The sequence below is a fragment of the Pseudomonas sp. NPDC089534 genome, assembly GCF_044749305.1.
GTDB classification, from domain to species: Bacteria; Pseudomonadota; Gammaproteobacteria; order Pseudomonadales; family Pseudomonadaceae; genus Aquipseudomonas; species Aquipseudomonas ekonensis.
Genome location: NZ_JBIVHR010000007.1, coordinates 1 through 25,027, shown reverse-complemented (window position 1 = coordinate 25,027; position 25,027 = coordinate 1). Strand labels below are relative to the sequence as shown.

Below are 25,027 nucleotides of genomic sequence, written 5' to 3'. Positions count from 1 at the left end.
TAAACGCCGGGCAGAAAAAAGCCGTGGCAGGGCCACGGCCTCTACAGGCTTCAGCGATGGCCGGAACGTTTCTCAACGCCCGGCCGTCGCCAACTCAGGCATTGCCAAGCCCGGATGGCGAGCCAACGCCTGCTGCGTCAGGTTCCGGTACAGATCCCGGGTTTCGTTTCTGTAGTTGTCCATGATCGCCATCATCTTCTGCGTCGCCGCTGCACGCGACAGACCGTTTTGCGTTTCCAGCTCGGCAAACGCTCGGGCCGTGCGCTCCTGCACGCCGAGGAACAGCCCTTGATAGGTTGTACGCAGATACTGCGTCCAGAATGACTGGACATTGATCATATCGAGCAGCGCGGATGAGTTTTCCGCCTTCACCACTTCCGCGTAAGCCTTGTTCAACTGCGGCCCGGTCACTTCGACGTCGAACCCTGCGTTGACCGCCGTCGGCTGGGCCGGCAGCTCCAGGCGATTCGCCAGCCTGACCCGGTAGACCAGGCCCAGCTCCAACGCCTGCTGGCGGCTGATCGAGTTGTTGCGCAGGCGGTTGCCGATATCGATAAGGGCCTGCTTCTGCAGTTCCTGCAGGCGAAACAGGCCTCGCAGCAGGCGCACCAGTTCGCCTTCCAGCGACCGTTCGCCGGTGCGCGCCGCCCTCATGGCCCGATAGCACAGCACCCGGATCTCCAGATCGCTGAACAACCCCTCCGGCCCGTTCGCACTGACCCGCCCGATTCGCGCCATGCGAAACAGTTCGCTGCGCAAGCCGTCATCCTCCGCCGCCGCCTGCAGCAGGTTCCAGACGCGCGCAGCCAGTTGCGCGTGCTGACGCGAGTCATCGGCCGAACTGCGCATCTGATCGAGCACCAGGAAGAAATCCCGGGAATACGGGTAGGCCGATAACGACGTCCACGCCGCCTGCATCCGCGGCACGTCCTCCTGCTCCAGTCCGTTCAACCAATGGGCTCCAGGAGCGCTGTCAGGCAACGCACCAACGGGCGGATGGACGTACTCCGCGGTGGTCACGCCAAGATTGACACCTGTGGTTTGCTGGTAGCGGGCAATATCCTCCAGCGTCTTGGCCGAAAGCGGGTTGCCGTCGACGTTGGTGCCGCGGTTCAGCTCCACGCGGGCCTTGAAGATGGCGTCCGCCAGCACCTTGATCTGGTTGTCCCGCAGGTCAACGGTGCGTAACGCCGGGTGCGCATCAAGGCCGGCCGGCCATTCGCCGACTCCGCTGCCGCGAACGGCAAGATGCTGCAGGTTGCGCATCGCGGCAAATGACGGCAGTTGCCCAAGGCCGGGGTTGAAGCTGAGGTTCAACGATTGCAGATGATCCTTGGCTGCCAAGGTGGACGTGGCCTCTGCCGTCAGGGAGATCTGGTTGTCGCTCAGATCCAGGTGGGTCAGGCGCGGCATTTCATTGATCGCCGCAGGCACTCGGGTCAGGCCGTTGCCGGTCAGGTTCAACACGTGCAGGTTCGGAAAGTTTTTCAGAAACGCATTCAGCCCCGCACTGTCCCCGACACCGTTCATTTCCAGTGCGCCGATGTGCCTGAAATCTCCGATGATCGTCGGCAGCAACCCCAGCGGCTGCGCATCGAAGGTCAGACTGTCGAGTATTTCAGAGGGGTGTCCGACGGTTTCCGACTCTTTGCGCCATGCCCGCAAAATCGCCTGCGCGGCCAGAGACTTGCTGCGTCGGGGGACCGTGAGGCGGGTGCCGTCCGGCTTCTGGTAATGGGTCTGGCTGTTTATCCATTGTTCAAGGGTGTTGCGCATCGTCAGGTATTGCTGCCTGAGCTCTTCGAGGGAGCGAATCGCCAGAACCTCGTCATCGCCCAACGTCATCAGAAAACTCTCGATCCGCGCGAGCGAATGCAAGGGGTACAGTTCTCGGGCCCGTTGCCGCAGTGCCGCCGCCTTGGCGATCGGGAGAACGGGGGCCAACTGCTTGAACTCCACCACAGGCTCACCGCGAGGGTCAGCCAATCCCATCGGCGAGCGATAACCTGAGCGCCACGACTGCCTGGCCACCAATCGGGCGATCTCATCGCGCCGCTGCAGCGCCGATGCGGTGATTTTCTGGCGCAACGTCACCCCCGAAACATCCGCCTCGACGCCCAGCGCCTTTCTCGCATGGACAGGCAGGCTCAGCCACAAGGTCTGGAAATAATGCGCGCGGGTGTTCGAAGCGGACTCTGCCAGCAACCGCCCATTGGCATCGACCGCCCGGTAACGCGCCGCAAGCGCCTTGAGCGATACTTTGTGCCGGGCATCGGCCGGGCCTGTCTGGGCCCTGTCCCCGGAAGCCGCGTTCTGCTCCGTGATTTCGATGAACACATCCTCCGGCCAGCCCGGCAGCCTGGCCAACGTGTCGAGCACGATCAGGTCAGTGTTCAAGTCACGCGGAGCATCCAGGTAGAGCCCCTCATACGCGCGGTTAAGGCTCACCACCTGCTGATAGCGCCGCGCCTCTTCCCCGATGCGCAACGGCAGCTTGCCGGCCTTGAGCTGCTCCCACTCGCTGGCATCGGCGTAGAGCGCCAACTCATCGGCGACCGCACCCGGCAATCCGGGAAACGCCGCGATCACCGGAGCCGCCAGCGGTTCACCGGCAATGTCGGTACGCGAATCCAATCGTTCAAACAACGCCGACCGCGAACCTTCGGCACGACTGGCGAGCAATTCCACGAGAGCGGCAATCTGGCTGACCGGGTCTTGGGTGGGAGTGCCCAGCAACAGCATTCGTTGCGGGTTCTTGAGGCCCGCCAACAGCGATGGGTAGAACGTGCCCTTCTGCAACAGCTCTTGAGCGAGTTTCAGTTGCTGCACCGCGGTCGCCGGACCGTAGCGCTTGAGTTCGTTGCCAAGGGAGTCGACCACGCTCACGACCGTGTCGTTTGGCCAGTTGTCGGAGGATGTCAGCAGGAACAGTTGCAGGTCGGCATCGGCAGCCGCGGCGGAGGCCGGTCTGCCCATCTGCTGCATGAACCGGTTGACGGCGGCATCCGCGCGAAATCGCCTGACCGTGTCGGCCAGTGTCGCCATCGGCCGGCGGCGCTCGGTGAACAAGCGGCGCAGCTGAAATTCATCCGCGCCGACGGAAGCCAGAATCTGCGAGGCCTGCGCATCCGGCACACGATCTGCGCGGTAGCCGAGACGCCGAAACAGGGTCAGCAGGCTCCATTCCTGGAGCAGCTCGGAATCGTGCCGCCATGCCCCGGCGCCGTTGGTTTCGAGCACCGGCAGATAGCGTCCGGACTGCGGCGGGCGCACCTGCCAAACATTCGTGTTCTGCTTCGGCTCAACCGCAAAGTAGTCCGAACCGATGTTCAAGTATTGGTTGCGGTCAAGCGTGACCAGCCCTTGCCCGCTCACCTCAAGCCCTTGCGGAAGACTTTGCTGCGCGCGGTAGGCCGCAAGGTCCGCCTTCCATAGGCGCATGCCCTGGGGCGAGATCGGCACCTTGCGCAAACGCGAGACGAAATCGCTCCCGCCCACGGTTTTGAAGATGCCGCTTCCCACCATGCCGACCGCCCCCAACGCCGCCATCACGATCAGGTTCTCAATGGTGTCGAACAGGTAGTCCGCCGCCAGTTCTTGCTCACCGGCGGCCCAAGCGGCAACGCCCTCATAAACCGTCGCCAGCAATTGGATGCCGGCGACGGCGAACAAGGCCTCGCCCACCATCGGAACGAGTGCTCCCATGAACAGCAGTGCATTGAGGCCGATGGCCTTGTACGTTTCGAGCCTCGCCAGACGGCTCTTCTCGTCCTCGTCGTCGGTCGGAACAACGAGCAGACGGGCGTCGGCCAACACTTGTTCGGCATGCTGTCGATAGATCGCCAGAAACAGGTCGTTGTTGCTCTCGGCGTCCAGGTCGAATCCATCGACCTGCACGTAGTTCGTGCTCCAGAAGGTCACTTTGACCGAAAGGCTCTTATCCAGGCTTGAAAGAAATTCGGCTCGGTCTCCCAGCTTGATGAAGCGCATGAAGAACTGGCGATAGGCGGGTGACCTCAAGCGACGGCTCAGTTCCGCCTCGAACTGGGAGAACGAAGCATATTCCTTCAACGGGTGCAATGGATCTCCCGGCACGTACACGACACAGCGGTAGTCATCATCCGCATGTTCACTGACGGGGCCGATGAACATCGGGCCATTGAGTTTCGTGTCGAGCATCTTCAGTTGCTGATACCCCAAGGCATTCTTGCCCAAGGTGATCGACGGCTTGCGCTCGACGACGGACTTCAACATTTCATACACATCCTTTCCTATATGCCTTTGCATATAAGCAAGATGCCGTTCAACGTCGAACCGGTCTTTCAGGCAAGTAACAGCGTTCTTTCGCAGGCTGCCAAGTTGCGTTTTGTCTCCAAAGAACTCAGACACATGGGCCTGATAGCTCTTGCCCAGATCCAGCACACGGCACAGTTGCGCAAACTCGTGGGGCTGGATCGGGAGAATCTTATGGGTGTGTCCAGTGATGCGATTCGGAATATAGATCAACGATCTCTCGTGATAATTGTCTGCACGCGTCTCGCTGAGTTCGAAGTTTTCGCAGGCGGCGCCCAGCAGATCACGGTCGATCGGCAGCACCAGCTTCCTTCTCAGCCCAAGCAGGCTTGAGGTGGAGCGAACATGCTGAAAAACCACGCCTTCGACCTGAACGGGCTCGGCCAGCTTTGCCGACAATGCAGCGGCCAGCAATGGCGCACAGAACTGTTCCGGCGACTTGAAGGCGCTCAGGTCCTCAAGCACTGCGGCCCTGGAGCGAAAGCTGGATTTCAGGCTTTCATACAGCGCTGTCCTGGAGTCTTGCGATGAATCCAGTATCCAGGCCGGTACCTGTTTCTTCAGCAGGTCAAAGAATACGCCCTGCTGGGCAGGGGTCATTTGCGGAGGGGTGGTAGGGGTCTCTTCAACTTCCATGTAGAACAACCTTTCATGCCATTTTGAACAAACAGCCTAAGGTTTAAGTTTTCATGGAAAAAGCGTAAATACCTGATCGTTAAACCGAGTCAGGCAACAACAATATGAAACTTTAAAGTAGATATGCACCGCACATTCAAGACTTGAATGTGCCGGGCGCCCTGCTTGCAGCAATGCAGACAGGACGCCCGACGGACTTACCAGAACCGCTGCTGGGTCAGCCGGCTCCACCAGCTCAGCAACACACGGTCAACCGAACCGCTGGCCGCCATGCCGATGCGTTCCTGCAGGCTTTTGCGTTCGGCATAGTGCAGGTGATACAGCTCGGATTGCTTGGCCCGCTCGGCCAGGTACTCGTCGCTGGTCTTGAGCTCGTCCACCAGTTGCTTGTCCAGCGCGGCCATGCCCAGCCAGATCTCGCCGGTGGCCACTTCGTCGATGGCCAACTGCGGACGGTAGCGGGCCACGAAGTTCTTGAACAGTTGATGGGTGATGTCCAGGTCCTGCTGGAACTTCTCCCGGCCCTTCTCGGTGTTTTCGCCGAACACCGTCAGGGTGCGCTTGTACTCGCCGGCGGTGAGCACCTCGTAGTCGATGTCGTGCTTCTTCAGCAGGCGGTTGACGTTCGGCAACTGCGCGACCACACCGATGGAGCCGAGGATCGCGAACGGCGCGCTGATCACCTTCTGGCCGATGCACGCCATCATGTAGCCGCCGCTGGCGGCGACCTTGTCGATGCACACGGTCAGCGGAATGCCGGCCTCGCGGATGCGCGCCAGCTGCGACGACGCCAGTCCGTAGCTGTGCACCATGCCACCGCCGCTCTCCAGGCGCAGCACCACTTCGTCCTTGGGCGTGGCCAGGGTCAGCAACGCGGTGATTTCGTGACGCAGGCTCTCGGTGGCCGACGCCTTGATGTCACCGTCGAAATCCAGCACGAACACCCGTGGCTTGGTCTCGTGCTGTTTCTTCTGCTTCTTCTCGGTCTTGGCCTGGCCCTTGCGGAGGGCCTTGAGCTGATCCTTGTCGAGCAGGCTCTGCTCCAGGCGCTCGCGCAGGCCTTTGTAGAAGTCATTGAGCTTGTTGACCTGCAACTGACCGGCCGACTTGCGCCGCCCTTTGCTGCGCAATGCGGCGAAACTGGCCAGCACCACCAGAATGGCGACCACCAGGGTCACGGTCTTGGCCAGGAAGCTGGCGTATTCGGTGAAAAACTCCACGGAGGCTCCTTAAAACAAGGCGCGGCTTCAAACGACGCGCGCGGGATGGCTCCAGCATACCCATGCACCGCTCCTACGGCCAGCCGTGAAACCTCCGGCAACAGGCCTGTAACGGGCATTTCAAACAAGCGTATGTTTTTTCATTGACAGCACCCGATCATCCTCATAACCTCGCCACAACCTTCAACGTGCCGGGATGACAGCGGACGTGGGCAGCATCTACCTGATACGACATGGCCAGGCCTCCTTCGGTGCAGACGACTACGACGTCCTCTCGCCGACCGGCGTGCGCCAGGCAGAAATCCTCGGCCGGCACCTCGCCGGGCTGGGCGTCAGCTTCGACCGCTGCCTGTCCGGCGACCTGCGCCGCCAACAGCACACGGCCAGCAGCGCGCTGGAGCAGTTCGCCTCCGCCGGCCTGCCGGTGCCGACGCTGGAAATCGACCCCGCCTTCAACGAATTCGACGCCGACGCGGTGATCCGCGCCCTGCTCCCGGCCATGCTGCCGGAGGAGCCCGAGGCCCTGGACATCCTGCGCAACGCCGCGCAGAACCGCGGCGAGTTCCAGCGCATCTTCGCCCTGATCATCGAACGCTGGCTGACCGGCACCTACGACACGCCGGGCCTGGAAAGCTGGCTCGCGTTCGTCGACAGGGTCCAGGCCGGCCTGCAGCGGATCCTGGAGCAGGCGGACAGCAAGCAGAAGATCGCCGTGTTCACCTCCGGCGGCACCATCACGGCCCTGCTCCATCTCATTACGCAAATGCCTGCCAAGCAGGCCTTTGAGTTGAACTGGCAAATCGTCAACACCTCGCTCAACCAGCTGAAGTTCCGCGGTCGAGAGGTGGCGTTGGCTTCCTTCAACAACCATGCGCACCTGCAACTGTTGAAGACTCCGGAACTCATCACCTTCCGATGAGCACCGGATCGTCGTGACCTGAGCGGTCACTGAAATCACTTGATCAAGGAACACACCATGAGCGATGTAGCAAAAGCTGTCGAAGCAATGAAAGCCAAGTTCAACCCAGCCGCTGCCGCCGGTCTGGATCTGGTCTTCGGTTTCAACATCACTGACGAAGACAAGCACTACGCGCTGATCGTCAAGGATGGCACCTGCGAAATCCAGGAAGGCGAAAACGCCGACGCCAACTGCACCCTGGTGCTGGACAGCGACACCCTCAAAGGCATCGTTTCGGGCGAAACCGACGGCATGCAGGCCTTCATGGGCGGCAAGCTGCGCGTTGAAGGCGACATGATGCTGTCGATGAAACTGTCCGAGCTGTTCCCGGCGTAAGACTCTGGTTCCGCAAGCGCGGAACCTGACGGATTACCCTCGAATCCCGCCCCTGTGGCGGGATTCGTGTATCTGCGTCAAAGACGAAAGAACCGGTAAGCATGATTTCATCCATGAGAACCGTTAATCTGACGCCCCATCAGGTCGGCAATGGATTCTGCGTCAATGGTTCAACGTAACGAAACACAACCCAACGGACAAATTATCGATTACTTGAAGTACTACGTTGAACTGGAAGCGCCTCGTTACGCGGTTCTGCTCAACGGCCCGTGGGGTTCGGGAAAGACCCACCTGATCCAGTCCTTTCTGGACAACCATTTCAGTTCACCCCCGTCCAGATCAAGGTCAATTGCAAAGAGGATCCTCAAGTACCTGATCACACCCGGGATGAATCGTTACTTTAACGACAAGGCGCAGGAAAGGTCAGCAAGCAACTATATCTATATAAGCCTGTACGGCCTCAAATCAGATGAAGACATCAGCGCACGAATCATCGCGTCGGCTATTCCCGGACTCGGTCTGAAATCCAGCAAGATCCTCGGCGGCATCATCAAGCCGTTTCTGAGCACTCTGCAATATGCAAAGCTGATCCCTGACCTTTCAGCCCGCGATTTCATTTCGAAATTCCACAAAAAAACTTACATATTCGATGATATCGAACGTTGTGAAATACCAATTAAACAACTGCTAGGCTACATCAATCAGTTCATTGAGCACGGAGAACGGAACGTCATCCTTGTCGCCAACACCGATGAAATTCCCGACACGAAAGATTTCACAACGACTCAAGAGAAGCTGGTCGGCAAGACGTTTCGCATAGAACCCCCCATTGAAGAAGCCGTCGAGAACTTTCTAAAACAATTAAACAACTCACCGGCGATGAAGCTGATTCAGGACAACCCGGAAACTTTTTCCAGCTTGTTCAGACAGTCCGAATCGAAAAACCTGAGAGTGCTTCAACAGGCACTTCGTGACATTGAGCGTCCCCTGAACGCTTTAAATCGGGAACAATTTGAAAACATAGAGGGTGTGCTTTTCCTGGCAAAGCTCATATTCACATTCTCCTTGGAGGTCAGATCCCGTCGCATGACACCGGCCATACTCGAGGCCCGACCGCAGCAGATGACCGAGCTGTTCAAGAAGTTCGGAGAGAAGAACGAGCAAGAGAAAGACTTCTGCAAGATCGAGTCGTCTTACACCGATATCGATTTACGCGACCCGATACTGTCCAACGACACGCTTGCGGACATCATCTTTCACGGCATCGTAAATGCTGAGCATATTCAGAAATCGGTAACCCAAAGCCATTTCTTCCGAGAGGCACAGGACGAGCGTGCACTGGACAAGCTCATGTACGTATACGATCTCGACGAAACCGAGTTCAAACAAGTCCGTGCGCAATTTGAAAGCGAATACCAGAATCATGAATTCAGGACACCAGAAGACATATTCCTCTCCTTCTCCAGGCGTCGCTGGCTGTCTGAAAACAAGCTTCTGAATGTCTCGCTGGAAAAGGTCTCTGAGCAAGGTGACCAGTACCTTGAACACCTCTACGAGACCGGACAGTTCCCGATTGTCGAAAGAGACAGATTTGAGGGAAGAGACTACGCCGAATTCAACGGCAAGTACTTTGACTTTTCATTCAAGTCACGACCCCTCGAGCCCAAACATTTTCTGGATACCTTTCTTTCACTGAACGAAAAAGCACGCCAGGATCTTTATCCTTCGATCGTAGAATCGATGATGGCCGAAATGACTGATGCACCAGAAACGTTCTGTCATCGAATCTCCCGAAAAAGCTTCGACACCCCCTCTCACATAAACGCTGAAATACTCCTGGAGATGGATCCCGAGGCATTTTCGAAGAGGCTCCTTGAGCTGCACCCTGCAAAACAGCGCCCGGTGCTGAACGCCCTTTCATCGCGCTATACCTTTACCAACTACAGTGCAGAGCTCAGTGGTGAAAAGGAATGGTTGAAAAAACTCACGCTGCATCTTGAACGCACAGCAAAATCCGCCTCTGTGTTCGAGAGAAACCGCATACGGTCGAACATCGAAAGGTATCTGAAGCCGCATATCGGTTACTACTGAGCCATGCCCACCTGAGCGACAGTCATGGATCAATGCGGGAGGCTACCAGCAACTCCCGCGTATACGGATGCCGCGCCGAGCGAAACAGCTCGGCGGTCTCCCCCCGCTCCACCACCTCGCCGTCCTTCATCACGATCAGGTCATGGGCCAGCGCCCGCACCACCGCCAGGTCGTGGCTGATGAACAGGTAGGTCAGCCCATGCTCCTCCTGCAAGCGGCGCAGCAGCGCGACGATCTGCTTCTGCACCGTGCGGTCCAGCGCCGAAGTCGGTTCGTCCAGCAGGATCAGATCCGGCTTGAGCACCAGCGCCCTTGCGATCGCGATGCGCTGGCGCTGCCCGCCGGAGAACTCGTGGGGATAGCGGTGGCGCACGGCCGGATCCAGGCCGACCTCCCGCAGCACGTCGATCACCGCCCGCTCGCGCTCGCGCACGTTCAAGGTGGTGTGCACCAGCAGGCCCTCGGCGATGATCTGCTCGACGCACAGGCGCGGGCTGAGGCTGCCGAACGGATCCTGAAACACCGCTTGCAGGCGCTTGCGCAAGGGCCGCAGCCGTTTGCCGCTCAGGGCCTCCAAGGCCTCGCCCTCGAAACGGATGCTGCCCTCGGCGTCGATCAGCCGCAGGATCGCCTGGCCGAGGGTGGACTTGCCCGAGCCGGACTCGCCGACGATGCCCAGGGTCTTGCCCCGTTGCAGGTTCAGGCTGATGCCGTTGACCGCGTGCAGGTACGATTTGGGCTGCAGCCACCCGCCCCCGAGCCTGAAACGCACGTTCAGGCCACGCACTTGCAGCAGGTCCTCCGTCGAGTCCCGGCACAACGCCGCACCACCGGGTTCGGCGTTGAGCAGTTCGACGCTGTAGGGATGCTGCGGCGCGCGGAACAACTGCTCGCACGCGGCCTGCTCGACGATCGCGCCGCTGCGCATCACCGCCACCCGCTGGGCAAGGGAACGCACCAGATTCAGGTCGTGGCTGATGATCAGCAGCGCCATGCCCAACCGTTGCTGAAGTTCCTTGAGCAACAAGAGGATCTTGCGCTGCACGGTGACATCCAGCGCGGTGGTCGGCTCGTCGGCGATCAGCAGCTGCGGCTCGCAGGCCAGCGCCATGGCGATCATCACCCGCTGCCGCTGCCCGCCGGACAGTTGGTGCGGATAGGCCTTCAAGCGCTCGCGCGGGTGCTGGATGCCCACCAGCTCCAGCAACTCCACGATCCGTCGGCGCGCCGCCGCCCCCGCCAGCCCCTTGTGCAGCGCCAGGCTCTCGCCCAGTTGCCGCTCGACGGTGTGCAGCGGATTGAGCGAGCTCATCGGCTCCTGGAAGATCATGGCGATGCGGTTGCCGCGCAACTGGCGCAGGTAGCGCTCATGAACGCCAAGCAACTCTTCGCCTTGATAGCGGATGCTGCCGCGCACCTGCGTGGTCGAAGGGTCCAGCAATTGCAGGATGCTGTGGGCGGTCACCGACTTGCCGGAGCCGGATTCGCCCACCAGCGCCAGGCACTCCCCCGAACGGATGTCGAGGTCGATGCCGTGCACCACCTCCCGGTCGTTGAACGCCACCCGCAGGCCGCGCATTTCAATCAGGTTGTCACCCATGTCAGCTCCTTGATTCATGATCGCGGGTCAAACGCGTCGCGGCAGGCCTCGCCGATGAACACCAGCAGCGACAGGATCAGGGCCAACGCGAAGAACGCCGTCAGCCCCAGCCAGGGCGCCTGCAAGTTGTTTTTGCCCTGCCCGATCAGCTCGCCCAGCGACGCGCTGCCGGCCGGCATGCCGAAGCCGAGGAAGTCCAGCGCGGACAAGGTCGCGATGGCCCCGGTGAGGATGAACGGCAGGTAGGTCAGGGTCGCGCCCATGGCGTTGGGCAGGATGTGCCGCAGCATCACCTGTCCGTCGCCCACGCCCAGCGCCCGCGCCGCCTTCACGTACTCCAGCCCCCGGCTGCGCAGGAACTCGGCGCGCACCACGTCCACCAGGCTGAGCCAGGAGAACAGCGCCATGATCCCCAACAGCCACCAGAAACCGGGTTCGACGAACCCCGACAGGATGATCAGCAGGTACAACACCGGCAGCCCCGACCAGACCTCCAGCAAACGCTGCCCGAACAGATCGGTCCAGCCGCCGTAGTAACCCTGCAGGGCCCCGGCGGCGATGCCGATCAGCGCACTGGCCGCCGTCAGCGCCAACGCGAACAGCAGCGACACCCGCGTGCCGAAGATCACCCGGGCCAGCACGTCCCGCGCCTGGTCGTCGGTGCCCAGCCAGTTGTCCGTGGTCGGCGGGCTCGGCGCAGGTTCGGTGAGGTCGTAGTTGACCGTGTCGAAGCCGAACGGGATCGGCGCGAACCACAGGCGCCCGCCCTGCCCCTCGATCAGGCCGCGCACCTGGGCGCTGCGGTAGTCGGGCTGGAACGGCAGCTCGCCGCCGAAGTCCTGCTCGGTGTAGCGCTCGAACGCGGGGAAGAACCACCGCCCCTGAAACGAGACCGCCAGCGGCTTGTCGTTGGCGATCAGCTCGCCGCCCAGGCTCAGGCCGAACAGCGCCAGGAACAGCCACAACGACCACCAGCCGCGCCGGTGGGCCTTGAACCGCGCCCAGCGGCGCTTTCCGATGGGAGATAGCGTCAGCATCAGGCGGCCCTCGCGTTGAAGTCGATGCGCGGGTCGACCAGCGTGTAGCACAGGTCGCCCGCCAGTTTTATCAGCAGGCCGAACAGGGTGAAGATGAACAGCGAACCGAACACCACCGGATAGTCCCTGGACACCGCCGCCTCGTAGCTCAGGCGCCCGAGCCCGTCGAGGGAGAAGATCACCTCGATCAGCAGCGAACCGCCGAAGAACACCGTCACCAGCGCCTGGGGCAGCCCGGCCACCACCAGCAGCATCGCGTTGCGAAACACATGGCCGTAGAGCACCTGCCGCTCGCTCAGGCCCTTGGCGCGTGCGGTGACCACGTACAGCCGCGCGATCTCGTTGAGGAAGCTGTTCTTGGTCAGGATCGTCAATGTGGCGAAGCCGCCGATCACCAGTGCCGTCACCGGCAGCACCAGGTGCCAGAAGTAGTCGGCGACCTTGCCCCACGGCGTCAGCCCGGCGAAGTTGTCCGAGACCAGCCCGCGCACCGGGAACCAGTCCAGCACCGTGCCGCCGGCGAACACCACGATCAGCAGCAGGGCGAACAGGAAGCCCGGCATCGCGTAGCCGACGATGATCGCCACGCTGCTCCAGGTGTCGAACGCCGAACCGTTGCGCACGGCCTTGCGGATGCCCAGCGGGATCGACACGAGATAGGTGATCAGCGTCGCCCACAGGCCGAGGGAAAGGGTCACCGGCAGCTTCTGCAGGATCAGGTCGGTGACCGTGGCGCCGCGGAAGAAACTCTTGCCGAAATCCAGCTGCGCGTAGCTTTTGAGCATCAGCCACAGGCGCTCGCCGGCGGGCTTGTCGAAACCGTACTGGCGCTCGATGTCGGCCACCAGTTTCGGGTCGAGCCCACGGGTGGCGCGGGACTCGCCGCCGACGGTCTCCACATGGCCGCCCCCCACCGCACCACCGGCACCGATCCCCTGCAAGCGGGCGATGGCCTGCTCCACCGGGCCGCCGGGTGCGGCCTGCACGATGACGAAATTGACCAACAGGATCGCCAACAAGGTCGGCACGATCAGCAGCAGGCGCCGCAGGCTATAACCCCACATGGGCGTACTCCTTTTGCTGTTGCTTCATTTGCGCGGCGGTGAGCGCGGTCGGGCTGATTTCCCACCAGGTGTCGAGGCCGGCGTCGTACAGCGGCGCCACCGCCGGGCGGCCGAAACGGTTCCACCACACCGTGGAGATCCCCGGCGGGTAATAGTTGGGGATCCAGTAGAAACCCCACTGCAGCACCCGGTCCAGCGCATGGGCGTGGCGCAGCAGGCTGGCGCGGCTGTCGGCCTGCACCACGCCTTCGAGCAGCGCGTCCACCGCCGGGTCGCGCAGCACCATGTAGTTGTTGGAGCCGGGATCGTCGGCGCCGTCGGAGCCGAAGTAGTTGAACATCTCCCGGCCCGGCGCCTGGCTCACCGGGTAGCCGGCGACGATCATGTCGTAGTCGCGGCTGCGCACGCGGTTGGTGTATTGCGCGGTGTCCACCTGGCGGATGTCGAAACCGATGCCGATCTGCGCCAGGTTGCGCTTGAACGGCAGCAGCAGCCGCTCGAAGCCCTTCTGGCCGTTGAGGAAGGTGAAGCGCAGCGGCTCGCCGGCGGCGTTCACCAGTTGGTCGCCACGGGGTGTCCAGCCGGCGGCCTCCAGCAGTTTCAGGGCCTGCAGCTGCTGGGCGCGGACGTTGCCGCTGCCGTCAGTGCGCGGGGCCTGGAACACCTGGGTGAAGACCTCGTCGGGGATCTTGCCGCGCCAGGGTTCGAGGAGCTTCAACTCTTCGGCGTCCGGCAGTTCCGTGGCCGACAGTGCGCTGTGGGAAAAGAAACTGCGCTGGCGCAGGTACAGGCTGCGCATCATCTGCCGGTTGCTCCACTCGAAGTCCCAGAGCATGGCGATGGCCTGGCGCACCCGGCGATCCTGGAACACCGGCTTCTGCAGGTTGAACACAAAACCCTGGGCCCCTTGGGCGGCGCCCGGCGCCAGGTGCTCGCGCAACAGCCTGCCCTGATCCAGCGCGGCGCCGGCATAGCCGATGGTGTAACTGGTGGCCGAGAACTCGCGGTTGTAATCGAATCCGCCGGCCTTGAGCACCTGGCGCGACACATCGGTGTCGGCGAAGAACTCCACGCTCAGCCGGTCGAAATTGTAGAGCCCGCGGGTGATCGGCAAGTCCTGGCCCCACCAGTCCTTGACCCGTTCGAACGTCACACTGCGCCCGGCATCCACCGCGCTGACCCGGTACGGGCCGCTGCCCGGCGGAATCTCGAAACCGCCGCCGTCGGCGAAGTCGCGGGTACGCCACCAGTGTTCCGGCAGCACCGGCGACGTCGCCAGATCCAGCGGCAAGGTGCGGCTTTCGTTGTTGCGGAACACGAACCGCACCTGGGTCGGGGACTCGACCACGACCTCGGCGACGTCACGGAACTGCTGGCGGTATTTGAGGCTGCCCTGGGTGGTGAACAGCTCGTAGGTGTAGCGCACGTCCTCGGCGGTGATCGGACTGCCGTCGTCGAAGCGGGCCTTGGGGTTCAGGTAGAAGCGCAGCCAACGGCGGTCGGCGTCCAGCTCCATGCGCTGCGCCACCAGACCGTAGACGCTGTAGGGCTCGTCCTTGCTGCGGTAGGCCAGCGGCGCATACAGCCAGCCGTCGACGTCGGCGACGCCGGTGCCCTTGTCGACATAGGGCACCAGGTGGTCGAACGGGCCGCTCTCCAGCGAAGAGCGGCGCAACGAGCCGCCCTTGGGCGCGTCGGGGTTGGCGTAGGCCAGGTGGCTGAAGTCTTCGGCGTACTTGGGCGGCTCGCCGTAGACCGTGAGGGCGTGCTGCGGGGCGGCCCAGGTCACGGGGCTCAGCAGCAGGCCGAGCGCCAGGATGCGGTGTCTGGAAAGCATGGGGCAGATCCTTGTCGGCGGATTGGCTGTCCCGGCCGCATCGCGGGCAAGCCCGCCCTCACAGGAAATCCGGAACCACCCCGAAACCCTGTGGGAGCTTGCCTGCAAGCGATGAGGCCCGAACAGTCACCGCACATCCCGCCTGCCTGTGATGTGCAACAGGCAGGCACTTTTTATAGGGCTGGCCTTAGAACGAATCGTCACTAAAACCCGCCCTCTCCTGTCATTCTCAAAACCTGTAGCTGAGCCGCGTATACAGCGTGCGCCCGAACGGATCGCCGTACTTCGGGTCGTACCCGCTCTGGAACGTGTAGGTCTGGTTGCTGAACGGCGGCTCGCGGTCGAACAGGTTCTTCACCCCGAGGGTCACGCCCAGGGTCTTGCGCCAGGTGTAGGTGCCGGCCAGATCCCACACGTTGTACGAGCCGACGTAGTCGTGGGCCTCGCGGTCCGAGTCGTGGTAGCCGCTGGTGTAGCGGTTGGTCAGGCTGGCGCCGAACGGGCCGTAGTTCCACGTGCCGGTCAGGCTGTGGCGCCAACGGGCCACGGCGCCGGCCGAGGCGAAATCGCCGCCGCGAAAGTCGCCGAGCTTGTCGATGTAGTCGCCCTTGAGCTGCTGCTGGTAGTCGTAGCGGCTGACGTAGGTGCCTTGCAGACCGATGCCGAACTCGCCGAACGGAGTGCTCGGCAGGCGGTAGTCGAAGCTGACGTCGACGCCGTTGGTCTTGATCTTGCCGAGGTTGGCCAGGCCCGTGACGACATGGTCGATGGAGCCGTCGGGCTTGCGGATCAAGCGGTCCGGGTACAGTTCCGGGTTCTCGAACACGGCCGATTCCGGGAATTCGGCGATCTGGTTGGCGATGTCGATCCACCAGAAGTCCAGCCCCGTGGTCAGGCGGTCGAACGGCTGGTAGACGAAGCCCAGGGTGACGTTGCGCGCGGTTTCCGGGTTCAGGTCGGTGTTGCCGCCGGAGGTGCGGAAAAACTGCTGGGCGCAGTCGCGGTTGGCGATCCCGCCGTTGCTCGGCGTGCCGCCGGCGCACAGGCGCGGGTCGTTGTAGTTGGCGTTGGTGAACGAGGTGAAGGTCGGGTTGTACAGCTCATACAGCGACGGCGCGCGGAACCCTTCGCTGTAGGCGCCGCGCACCACCAGTTCCTTGAACGGCTGGAAGCGGAACGAATACTTGGGGTTGGTGGTGCTGCCGAAGTCGCTGTACTTGTCGTGCCGCACAGCGGCGGACAGTTCCAGGCTGTCGAGCACCGGCACGTTGATCTCGGCGTACTGCGCCGAGACGCTGCGGTCGCCCGCCACGCTGCCGTTCGGGTCCACGCCCAGGCTCTGCACATCGCCGGCGAACGGGGCGAAGTCCTGGTGGAAATCTTCCTTGCGGTACTCGCCGCCCAGCGCCAGCGCCGAGGGGCCGGCGCCGAACCAGTCGCCGATCTCGCGGCTGACCCGCCCGTCGACGGCCTTCACCCGTCCCACGGCGGTGCCGTAGTCGCCGTCCACCGCGTTGGCCGCCAGCAGCGCGGCACCGGCGGCGGTCTGCGGGCCGAACGGGTTGATCACGCCGTCGGCGATGCCTTGGCTCACGGCGCGGTCGTTCACGTAGCCGCTGCGGATGGTGTTGACCACTTTGTTCTGGTTGTACGAGGCGCCGAGGTTGTAGTCCCAGCCGACCAGGTTGCCGTCGAAGCTCAGCAGCAGGCGCTGGCCGGTGTTGTCGTCCTCGTGCCGGCGCGCGCCGACGGCGGTCTCGCGCCAGTTGACGTCCACCGCCTGGGTCGGGTCGAGGGCGAAGCCTGTGGGCCCCGGCGTGATGCCGTTGCCCGGGTAGAACGCGGTGCCGGGGTTGACCTGATTGCCCATCAGGGTGCCGGGGCCGATCTGCGTGCGGTTCTCGTTGCGCGCCCAGAAGTATTCGAGGCTGACGTTGTGCTCGTCCCCCAGCTTGCCGGTGGCCTTGGCGAAGGCCGAGGTCTTTTCGGTCTCCGGCACCAGATCCAGATAATTCCACAGGCTCTGGCGGCAGATGCCGTTGCGCGCCAGCAGCCCCGGCGCGTTGCAGCCGGAGCCGGCCAACGGGTTGGTGGCGTTGCTGCCCTGGCTCCAGTTGGCCGGCGAGGCGGTGCCGGAGGTGTAATCCAGGCCCCGGCCGGGCTGGTAGTTGTAGGTGTAGCTGCGGTCCTTGGCGGCCAGGCGCTCCTGCTTGTCGTGGCTCACCACGCCAAAGACGTTGAAGCGGTCTTCCTGCAGGTCGCCGAAGCCCCAACTGCCGCTGACGTTGCGGCTCTCGCCGCCGCCGGCGTGGGTGGGGGTGTCGTAGCTGGTGCTGATCTGGCCTTCGGTCAGGCTGCTCTTGGTGATGAAGTTGATCACCCCGCCGATGGCGTCGGTGCCGTACAGCGCCGAGGCGCCGTCGCGCAGCACTTCCACCCGGTCGATGGCGGCGAACGGGATCGTGTTGAGGTCGACGCCGGAACCGTTGATCGAACTGGTGGCGTTGTTGCTCAGGCGCCGGCCGTTGAGCAGCACCAGCGTCTTGTTCGGGCCGATGCCGCGCAAGTCCGCATAGGACGCTCCGCCGCTGCTGGAGCCCACCGAACGTCCGGAGCCGACCGAGGACTGGTTGGCGGAGATGCGGTTGACCAGCTCCTCGGTGGTGGTGACGCCCTGCTCGCGCAGCGTTTCGGCCCGCAGGACCGTGACCGGCACGGCGGTTTCGGCATCGACCCGGCGGATCGCCGTGCCGGTGACCTCGACCCGTTGAAGCACCGGAGTCGGTGCGGATTCCGCGCTGTCGGCGGCCACCGCCGGCAACGTATGGATCGCCAGCAGCAAGGCCAGGCTCAAGGGGGATTTGACGGGTGAAAACTGGATCATGAACAGCCATCCCTGCGTTTTGGTTTATGCAGGGATGTGTGATGGGGGGCGGGGTTTTATAGGGGGCGGGTTAGACCGATGGGTGATGAGGTTATGCCTGTTTCGATGGCGCCTGCCCCGCCGCCAATCGCCAGCAGGCTGGCTCCCACAGAGGATCCCCGGCGCCCGCAAAATCCAGGCACGCCGCAAAACCTGTAGGAGCTTGCCTGCAAGCGATGAGGCCAGTTCAGCCGACATCTCTGTTGCCTGATATACCGTCATCGCTGGCGAGCCAGCTCCCACAGGGACAGTGCCCGACCACAAAACCTGTAGGAGCTTGCCTGCAAGCGATGAGGCCGGCACTGCCGACATCTTTGTTGCCTGATCCACCGCCATCGCCAGCAGGCTGGCTCCCACAGGTATCCCGGGTGTTTGCAGGATCCAGGTACACCACAAAACCCTGTGGGAGCTGGCTTGCGAGCGGTGAGGCCGGCACTGCCGACATCACCATCAACTACCGAAGTGATAACTCACATCCAGCCACCACTGCCGCCCATACGGGTCATAGTTGCCGGTGGGGTAGTACGGCCAGCCCGCCGAGTCGTCGTGCTTGACCTGGTTGAGCAGGTTGTTCACGGTCAGCCCCACGCTCGCCCGGTCGTTGAGCCGGTAGCGGGCGCTGGCGTTGAACACGGTCCAGGGTGAGAGACGGCCGTCGCCTGCGCCGTTGGTGACCGAGCCGTAACGGATGCCCATCAGCGTCGCCGTGGCCTTTTGGTAGTCCCAGGTCAGGCTGGCGTTGACCTTGCTGCGCCAGTCGTAGTTGGTGCGCGAGGTGCGCCAGTCCTGGGTCGGGGCTTCGTCCGATTCCTTGTAGTAGTGCGACAGCACCAGGGTGTAGCCCAGCGCCGAGCTGAACGCGCCGTACTGCCCCGCGCCCCAGCGGATGTTGCTCTTGAAGTCCAGGCCGCTGACCCGCTCGCTGGCGGCGTTGATCGCGTTCACCCTCACCCGCTGCAACTGGTTGGGGTCGATGGCCGCATTGCCCGGATTGCGGTCGATGCGTGCCAGCGTCGATTGGCAGTTGGCCGAGTTGATGTCCTGGGTGCCGTTGCGGCATTCGTTCTCTTCCTGCAGCAGGCGGTTCTCGTCCACCGTGGTCAGCAGGTCGTCGATCTCCACCCGCCAGAAATCCGTGGAGAAATCGAAGTTGCGCGACGGCGACCAGACGAACCCGTAGGTCCACGACTTGCCGCGCTCGGACGCCAGGTCCGCCGTGCCGCTCTGGGTGTAGTCGACCCGCCCGCGGTCGCAGGCGCCCTCCACGCCCTGGCTGCACCCGTAGTAGTCGATCTGCGCCGGGTAGTAACCGTTGCTGTCGGACTGGTAGATGTAGTTCAGGTCCGGCGCGCGGAAACTGGTGCCGTAGCTGCCGCGCAGCAGCAGGCTGGTGACCGGGCGCCATTCCAGGCCCAGGTTGTAGGTCTTCTGCTGCTCGGTGCGGCCGCTGAACTTGTATTGGTCCCAACGCCCTGCCGCCGTCGCCAGCACGGTGTCGGTGACCGGGATGCTGAACTCGCCGCCCGCCGCATAGCGCTTGCGCGAGCCGCCGGAACTCTGGCTCGGGGTGGTGTTGTAGAAGCTGCCGTCGTTGAGGCTGTCGTCCGGGTCGATGCGGTATTCCTGCTTGCCCGCCTCCAGCACGCCGGCGAACCCGACGGGGCCGGCGGGCAGGTCGAACAGCTCGCCGTTGACCGAAGCGTTGTAGCTGGTCGACACCGACTTGCTGCTCTGGGTCAGGTTGCCGCGAAACTGCTCCCATTCCTGGGGCGTCAGCGGCCGGTCGAGCCGCGAGGCGTCCGGCGCGAACACCGGGTAGCCGCCCTGGGTGCCCAACTGCGGGCCCAGGTAGAAGTCCTGGATCGACGCGCGTGGCGTGTAGCGGGTGGTGCGCACGCTCTTGTATTCGGAACGGTTGGCCGCCAGGTCGTAGCGCCAGCCGGTGTCGGCGATCTTGTCGGACAGGCCCAGGGTGCCGGTCCAGGACGTGTCGCGCCACTTGCTGTTGTTGCTGGTGCGCCCGCCGATTTCCTCTTCGCCGAAACGCCGATACCAACGCTCTAGGTTGCCGGTGTTTTGGTTGATGAAGTCCGGCGAGGTGAAGGTCGGGCCCCGGGTGTTGTTCTGGATGTGGTCGAGGCCGTACATCAGGTCGGCGAACACCTGACCGCTGTCGCTGAAATGCCAGGTGCCGCGGGTGTAGCCGTCGTAGTTTTCCTTTTGGGTCTGGATCGTCCAGTAATCGTTGTACATCTGGTCGGTGCGGCAGCGGCCGGCGTTGTTGAGCAGCTTGTTGTCGAACACGCCCTGATAGGCGCCGCAACCCGGCCCCAGGTAACGGCCGCTGCCCAGGTCGCGCCGATAGCCGACATCCGCCAGCGGGCCGCTCTGCATGAAGCCGCGGTCGTCGGCCCAGATCGGGTCGCGGTTCGTCAGTTCGAGGCCGAACAGCCCGTCGTAGTCGCCCCAGCTGCCGCCGCCGCTGATCTGCAGGCGCTGGTTGTCGCCGCCGCCGCGCTCGCTGGTGCCGCCCTTGAGGTTGACGTCGACGCCGTCGATCTTGTCCTTGAGGATGATGTTCACCACCCCGGCGATCGCATCGGAACCGTAGATCGCCGAAGCGCCGCTGCTGAGGATCTCGATGCGTTCGATCACCGCCGACGGAATGTTCGCAAGGTTGGTGAAGTTGACCTTGCCGTCGTACGGCGTCGGGTAGTCGGCCACCCGCCGGCCGTTGATCAGCACCAGCGTGTGGTTGGGCCCAAGGCCCCGCAGGTTGAGGGCGCTGGCCGCCGGTTGCCAGGTGTTGCCGTAGTCCTCGCCCTGGGTCATGCCGGTGTTCTGCGTCTGGGTGGCCAGGGCGTCGTAGACGTTCTTGTAGCCCCGCGCTTCCATCTCTTCGTGGGTGATGACGTTGACCGGCGTGGCGCCGTCGGACTGCGCCCGGGCGATCCGCGAGCCGGTGACCGTGACCTTCTCCAGGCGGTAGTCGGCGCTGGCGGCAGGCGCCGCAGAGACCGCCTTGACCGGTGCGGCGACCGGCGCGTCGGCTTCCCGCACCGTCAGCCCCTGCGCGCTCTGCTCCACTTGCAGTCCGCTGCCCAGCAGCGCCCTCTCCACCGCCTGACGGCCGCCGAACGCACCGCGCACGACGCCGCTGCGCTTGCCCTGCACCAGGTTCTGGCTGAAGGAAATCGGCACGCCGGACTGGCGCGAGATGTCCAGCAGCACTTCATCGAGCGGGCCGGCGGCGATGTCGAAGGTGAACACTTGGGCGGCCGCTTCCGCGGACACGGCCGGCAACGGCACGATCCCCATCGCCAAGGCGGCGGCCAGCGTCAGTCGAGGCAGTTGTCGTTTGAATGAGTACATCGAAGGGCTTCCCTGTTGAAGGCATCTGCAGGGAATGAGCAGCGGGCCGGCGGTTTTTATAGGGGCTGGGTAGACCGGGAAGTTATGGCGCTATAACCGCGCGCCGATGCTGACCCAGTACGGGTTGTGCCAAGTGACGCGGATCGGCAGGGACCGTTCGAGCAATTGCAGGGTGCGGTCGCTGTCGTCCAGCGGATACAGGCCGCTGAGGCGCAACCCGGCCACGTCCGGGCTCAGGCTCAGGACGCCGCGCCGGTAGCTGCGCAGGCTGTCGATGACTTCGCCCAAGGGCCGGTCGCGCACCTCCAGCCGGCCTTGCACCCAGGCGGTTTCGTAGCCCTTGCTGCGTTCTAGGGCGAGGATCTCCCGGTCGTTGAACAGCAGGCTCTCGCCCGCCTCCACCACTTGCCGGACGCCGCCGGCGGTGACCACCTCGACCTGGGAATGCAGCATCACCAGCCGCGTCGAATCATCGGTGCGCTGCACCATGAACGTCGTGCCCAAGGCGCGCAGGCGGCCATGCTCGGTCTCGACCACAAAGGGCCGGGGCTGGCGGGCGGCCACATCCACCAGCAGCTCACCGCTGCGCAGGGCCAGCAGGCGCTCGGCCGCATCGAACCGCGGCACCGCGCGGCTGCGGGCATTGAGGGTCAGTGCGCTGCCGTCGGCGAGGGTGAACCCGCGCCGCTCGCCGGTGCCGGTCGCCAGTTCCCCGGCCTCGGGCAGCCAACCGTAGCGCCGGCCGAGCAGCCCGGCCAGCAGCGCAACGCCCAGCACGCTCAGGCTGCCGCTGACGAACCGTCGGCGGCTGGACGGCGCATTGAGGCTGTGCAGCAGACTGTCGCGGGGCATGCCGCGCAGGTTGGGGTTGCGCAGCAGGTTCAGGCCGCCGCCCATCTGTTCGATGATCTGCCCGTGCCGCGGGTCGGCCGCACGCCAGGCGTCGAAGGCGGCACGCTCCTTGAGGCTCACGTCGCCAGATTGCAGCAGCGCCATCCACTGCGCCGCCTCGTCGATCAGGGTCTCGTCGGGCCTCATGCCTGCATCGCCTGATAGCAGCGCTTGAACGCCTCGACCATGTACTGCTGCACGCGGCTGGTGGACACGCCCAGCCGTTCGCCGATCTGGCTGTACGTCAGGCCGTCGAGCTGATGGTAGAGAAACGCCGCCTTGGCCTTGGCGGACAGGCCGTTGAGCAGGCGGTCCACCGCCAGCAGCGCCTCGATCACCAGTGCCCGCTCCTCCGGCGACGGGTGCACCGGCTCCGGCGCCAGCGCCAGGCTTTGCAGGTAGGCACGCTCCAGATCCTGCCGGCGCCAGCCTTCGTACACCAGCCGCCTGGCGATGGTGGTCAGCAGTGCGCGGGGCTCGCGGATGGCCAGCGGGTCGGGCAGCGCCAGTATCCGCAGGAAGGTTTCCGACGCGATGTCCTGCGCACTGTGCGGGCACCCGAGGGTGCGGCCCACCGCCGTGCACAGCCAGCGGTAATCCTGTTGGAACATCCGGCCCACGGCCTGGTGATGCGGGTTGAGACTGCCACCCATGCCTTGCTCCCTGAAACGGGCTCCACCCGCTGCGAAAATCCTTGGTTCTGCCGGCATCGTCCGGCGGTGATCAGGGGAGCGACTGTGCAATAGCGCTGGAGACATTTGAAGTAATAAAAAATCAGCATCCTAAAACCTTTGAGAATAAGGCAGTTCGTCGCCACGGAAACCTCCCCTCACAGAACGTTGACTTCGGTCACTGGCGCCCGCCGCGCCAATCTCTAACCTTGCGCCTCCATCGACAGCCACGGACGGCTCATCGGGAGCCCGCGGCCGACCCATTCAAGGAAGAACAACCATGCGATCACTCAACATCATTCTGCTGTCGTCGGCGTTCAACGGCCTGACCCAACGCGCCTGGCTGGAACTGCGCCAGGCCGGCCATTCGCCAAGCGTGGTGCTGTTCACCGACGAAGCCTCCGTGTGCGAACAGATCGAAAACAGCGGCGCGGACCTGGTGATCTGCCCGTTCCTGAAAGACCGCGTGCCGCAGTCGCTGTGGAGCGATGCGCAACGCCCCGTGGTGATCATCCACCCCGGCATCGTCGGCGACCGCGGCGCCAGTGCCCTGGACTGGGCCATCACCAACGAACTGCCGACCTGGGGCGTCACCGCCCTGCAAGCGGTGGAGGAAATGGACGCCGGTCCCGTCTGGGCCACCTGCGAATTCAACCTGCCGGCGGGCCTGCGCAAGTCCGAGCTGTACAACGGCCGGGTCAGCGATGCGGCGATCCGCTGCATCCGCGAGGTCGTGGAGAAGTTCATCGCCGGGTTCGAGCCGGTGCCGCTGGACTACCACGACCCCAAGGTGCGCGGCAGCCTGCAACCGAACATGAAGCAGGCCGACCGCACGTTCAGCTGGCACGACTGCGCGCGGTTCATCAAGCGCTGCATCGATGCCGCGGACGGCCAGCCCGGCGTGTTGGCCAGCCTGGCCGGCGGGCAGTACTACGTGTACGACGCCCACCTGGACAGCCGCACCGGCCGGCCCGGCGAAATCCTCGCGGTGCATGACGACGCCGTGCTGGTGGCCACCGGCGACCAGAGCCTGTGGATCGGCTCGCTGCGGCTCAAGCCGCAGCCGGGCGAGGAAACCTTCAAGCGGCCGGCCCGGCATGTGCTGGCCGGGCAACTGTCGAAGGTGCCGGTGCTCGACTGGTCGATCGCCGATGCGCCGTTCACCGACGAGGCCTACCAGCCGATCCGCTACCGCGAGTCCGGCAAGGTCGGCGAGCTGACGTTCGAGTTCTACAACGGCGCCATGAGCACCGAACAGTGCGGGCGCATGGTTCAGGCGCTGCGCTGGGCCAAGTCCCGCGACACCCAGGTGCTGCTGATCAAGGGCGGGCGCGGCAGTTTCTCCAACGGCGTGCACCTGAACGTGATTCAGGCCGCGCAGGATCCGGGTGCCGAAGCCTGGGCGAACATCCAGGCCATCGACGATGTCTGCGCCGAACTGCTCGATGCGCGGCAACTGGTGGTCAGCGGCGTGACCGGCAATGCCGGCGCCGGCGGCGTGATGCTGGCGCTGGCCGCCGACATCGTGTTCGCCCGCGCCGACATCGTGCTCAACCCGCACTACAAGAGCATGGGCCTGTACGGCTCGGAATACTGGACCTACAGCCTGCCCCGCGCCGTCGGCCCGGCCATGGCCGAGCAACTGACCCAGGCCTGCCTGCCGGTCAGCGCCGTCCAGGCCCAGCAACTGGGCATGGTGCAGGAGATCGGCCCGCGCTGCCCGGACGAGTTCGGCCTGTGGCTGCTGCAACGGGCCCACGGCGCGTTGACCGACCCGACCTATGCGGCCGTGCGCGAGCGCAAACTGCGCACCGACCATGAACTGATCCGCCGCTGCCGCGAGACCGAGCTGCAAGAGATGCAGGAAGACATGCTGTACAACCGCAACCAGTTCGCCGAGAAGTGCCGCAACTTCGTGCTCAAGCGCAAGACCTGCTGCACCCCGGCCCGGCTGGTGGAGGACTGGGCACGGGTGCGCGAGGCCGAACTGGCCGGCTGACCCCCCGGGCCCCATCGCCAGCAGGCTGGCTCCCACAGGTATCACCGGTGTCCGCAAGATCCAGGCACACCACAAAACCTGTGGGAGCTTGCCTGCAAG

At 63.8% G+C, this 25,027-nt stretch carries 14 protein-coding genes; 4 read left to right on the top strand and 10 right to left on the bottom strand.

The genetic code is table 11. The features are described from left to right. Positions 1–72 precede the first annotated feature (72 nt). Together ACIP0B_RS03455 and sohB are read right to left on the bottom strand one after the other, a co-directional pair. Complete coding sequence (locus ACIP0B_RS03455) at positions 73–4,929, bottom strand: dermonecrotic toxin domain-containing protein (protein WP_400829805.1); 4,857 nt, start codon at positions 4,927–4,929, stop codon at positions 73–75. Positions 4,930–5,126: 197 nt separating this feature from the next. Beyond that, positions 5,127–6,149 carry a protease SohB gene (sohB, locus tag ACIP0B_RS03450; protein WP_400829803.1) on the bottom strand — a complete coding sequence of 341 codons (1,023 nt, stop codon included), beginning with the start codon at positions 6,147–6,149 and terminating at the stop codon, positions 5,127–5,129. 208 nt (positions 6,150–6,357) lie between these two features. Here sohB and ACIP0B_RS03445 point away from each other — a divergent pair, with 208 nt between their 5' ends. From ACIP0B_RS03445 to ACIP0B_RS03435, 3 genes are all read left to right on the top strand, one after another. Then, positions 6,358–7,068: a histidine phosphatase family protein gene (locus ACIP0B_RS03445; protein ID WP_400829886.1), complete on the top strand. Its 711-nt coding sequence runs from the start codon at positions 6,358–6,360 to the stop codon at positions 7,066–7,068. A 57-nt stretch (positions 7,069–7,125) separates the two neighbouring features. Continuing rightward, positions 7,126–7,443, top strand: a complete 318-nt coding sequence (locus tag ACIP0B_RS03440; protein ID WP_045198572.1) for an SCP2 sterol-binding domain-containing protein — start codon at positions 7,126–7,128, stop codon at positions 7,441–7,443. 165 nt (positions 7,444–7,608) lie between these two features. Further along, positions 7,609–9,534, top strand: coding sequence for a P-loop NTPase fold protein (locus ACIP0B_RS03435; RefSeq protein WP_400829801.1), 1,926 nt, complete (start codon positions 7,609–7,611; stop codon positions 9,532–9,534). Between the two features lie 22 nt (positions 9,535–9,556). Here the strand turns inward: ACIP0B_RS03435 and ACIP0B_RS03430 are convergent, their stop codons facing one another. From ACIP0B_RS03430 to ACIP0B_RS03395, 8 genes are all read right to left on the bottom strand, one after another. After that, positions 9,557–11,134: an ABC transporter ATP-binding protein gene (locus tag ACIP0B_RS03430; RefSeq protein ID WP_400829799.1), complete on the bottom strand. Its 1,578-nt coding sequence runs from the start codon at positions 11,132–11,134 to the stop codon at positions 9,557–9,559. A gap of 14 nt (positions 11,135–11,148) precedes the next feature. Beyond that, a complete protein-coding gene (locus ACIP0B_RS03425; RefSeq protein WP_400829798.1) occupies positions 11,149–12,171 on the bottom strand; it encodes an ABC transporter permease in 1,023 nt (340 codons plus the stop codon). Beyond that, positions 12,171–13,235: a microcin C ABC transporter permease YejB gene (locus tag ACIP0B_RS03420; protein ID WP_400829796.1), complete on the bottom strand. Its 1,065-nt coding sequence runs from the start codon at positions 13,233–13,235 to the stop codon at positions 12,171–12,173. Before ACIP0B_RS03420 ends, ACIP0B_RS03425 begins: the two co-directional genes overlap by 1 nt. Further along, on the bottom strand, positions 13,222–15,072 hold the full coding sequence (locus tag ACIP0B_RS03415; protein ID WP_400829795.1) for an extracellular solute-binding protein: 1,851 nt from the start codon (positions 15,070–15,072) through the stop codon (positions 13,222–13,224). The genes ACIP0B_RS03420 and ACIP0B_RS03415 overlap by 14 nt, the downstream gene beginning before the upstream one ends. Before the next feature lie 229 nt (positions 15,073–15,301). After that, complete coding sequence (locus ACIP0B_RS03410) at positions 15,302–17,956, bottom strand: TonB-dependent receptor (protein ID WP_400829794.1); 2,655 nt, start codon at positions 17,954–17,956, stop codon at positions 15,302–15,304. Between the two features lie 489 nt (positions 17,957–18,445). Then, a complete protein-coding gene (locus tag ACIP0B_RS03405) occupies positions 18,446–21,367 on the bottom strand; it encodes a TonB-dependent receptor domain-containing protein (protein WP_400829793.1) in 2,922 nt (973 codons plus the stop codon). 90 nt (positions 21,368–21,457) lie between these two features. Next, the gene (locus ACIP0B_RS03400; protein WP_400829792.1) at positions 21,458–22,405 is read right to left on the bottom strand and encodes a FecR domain-containing protein; all 948 of its coding nucleotides are present in this window, start codon (positions 22,403–22,405) and stop codon (positions 21,458–21,460) included. Beyond that, complete coding sequence (locus ACIP0B_RS03395; RefSeq protein ID WP_400829791.1) at positions 22,402–22,911, bottom strand: sigma-70 family RNA polymerase sigma factor; 510 nt, start codon at positions 22,909–22,911, stop codon at positions 22,402–22,404. The genes ACIP0B_RS03400 and ACIP0B_RS03395 overlap by 4 nt, the downstream gene beginning before the upstream one ends. A 298-nt stretch (positions 22,912–23,209) precedes the next feature. Between ACIP0B_RS03395 and ACIP0B_RS03390 the strand changes: the two genes are divergently transcribed. Beyond that, complete coding sequence (locus ACIP0B_RS03390) at positions 23,210–24,928, top strand: hydrogenase maturation protein (RefSeq protein ID WP_400829789.1); 1,719 nt, start codon at positions 23,210–23,212, stop codon at positions 24,926–24,928. Positions 24,929–25,027 lie beyond the last annotated feature (99 nt).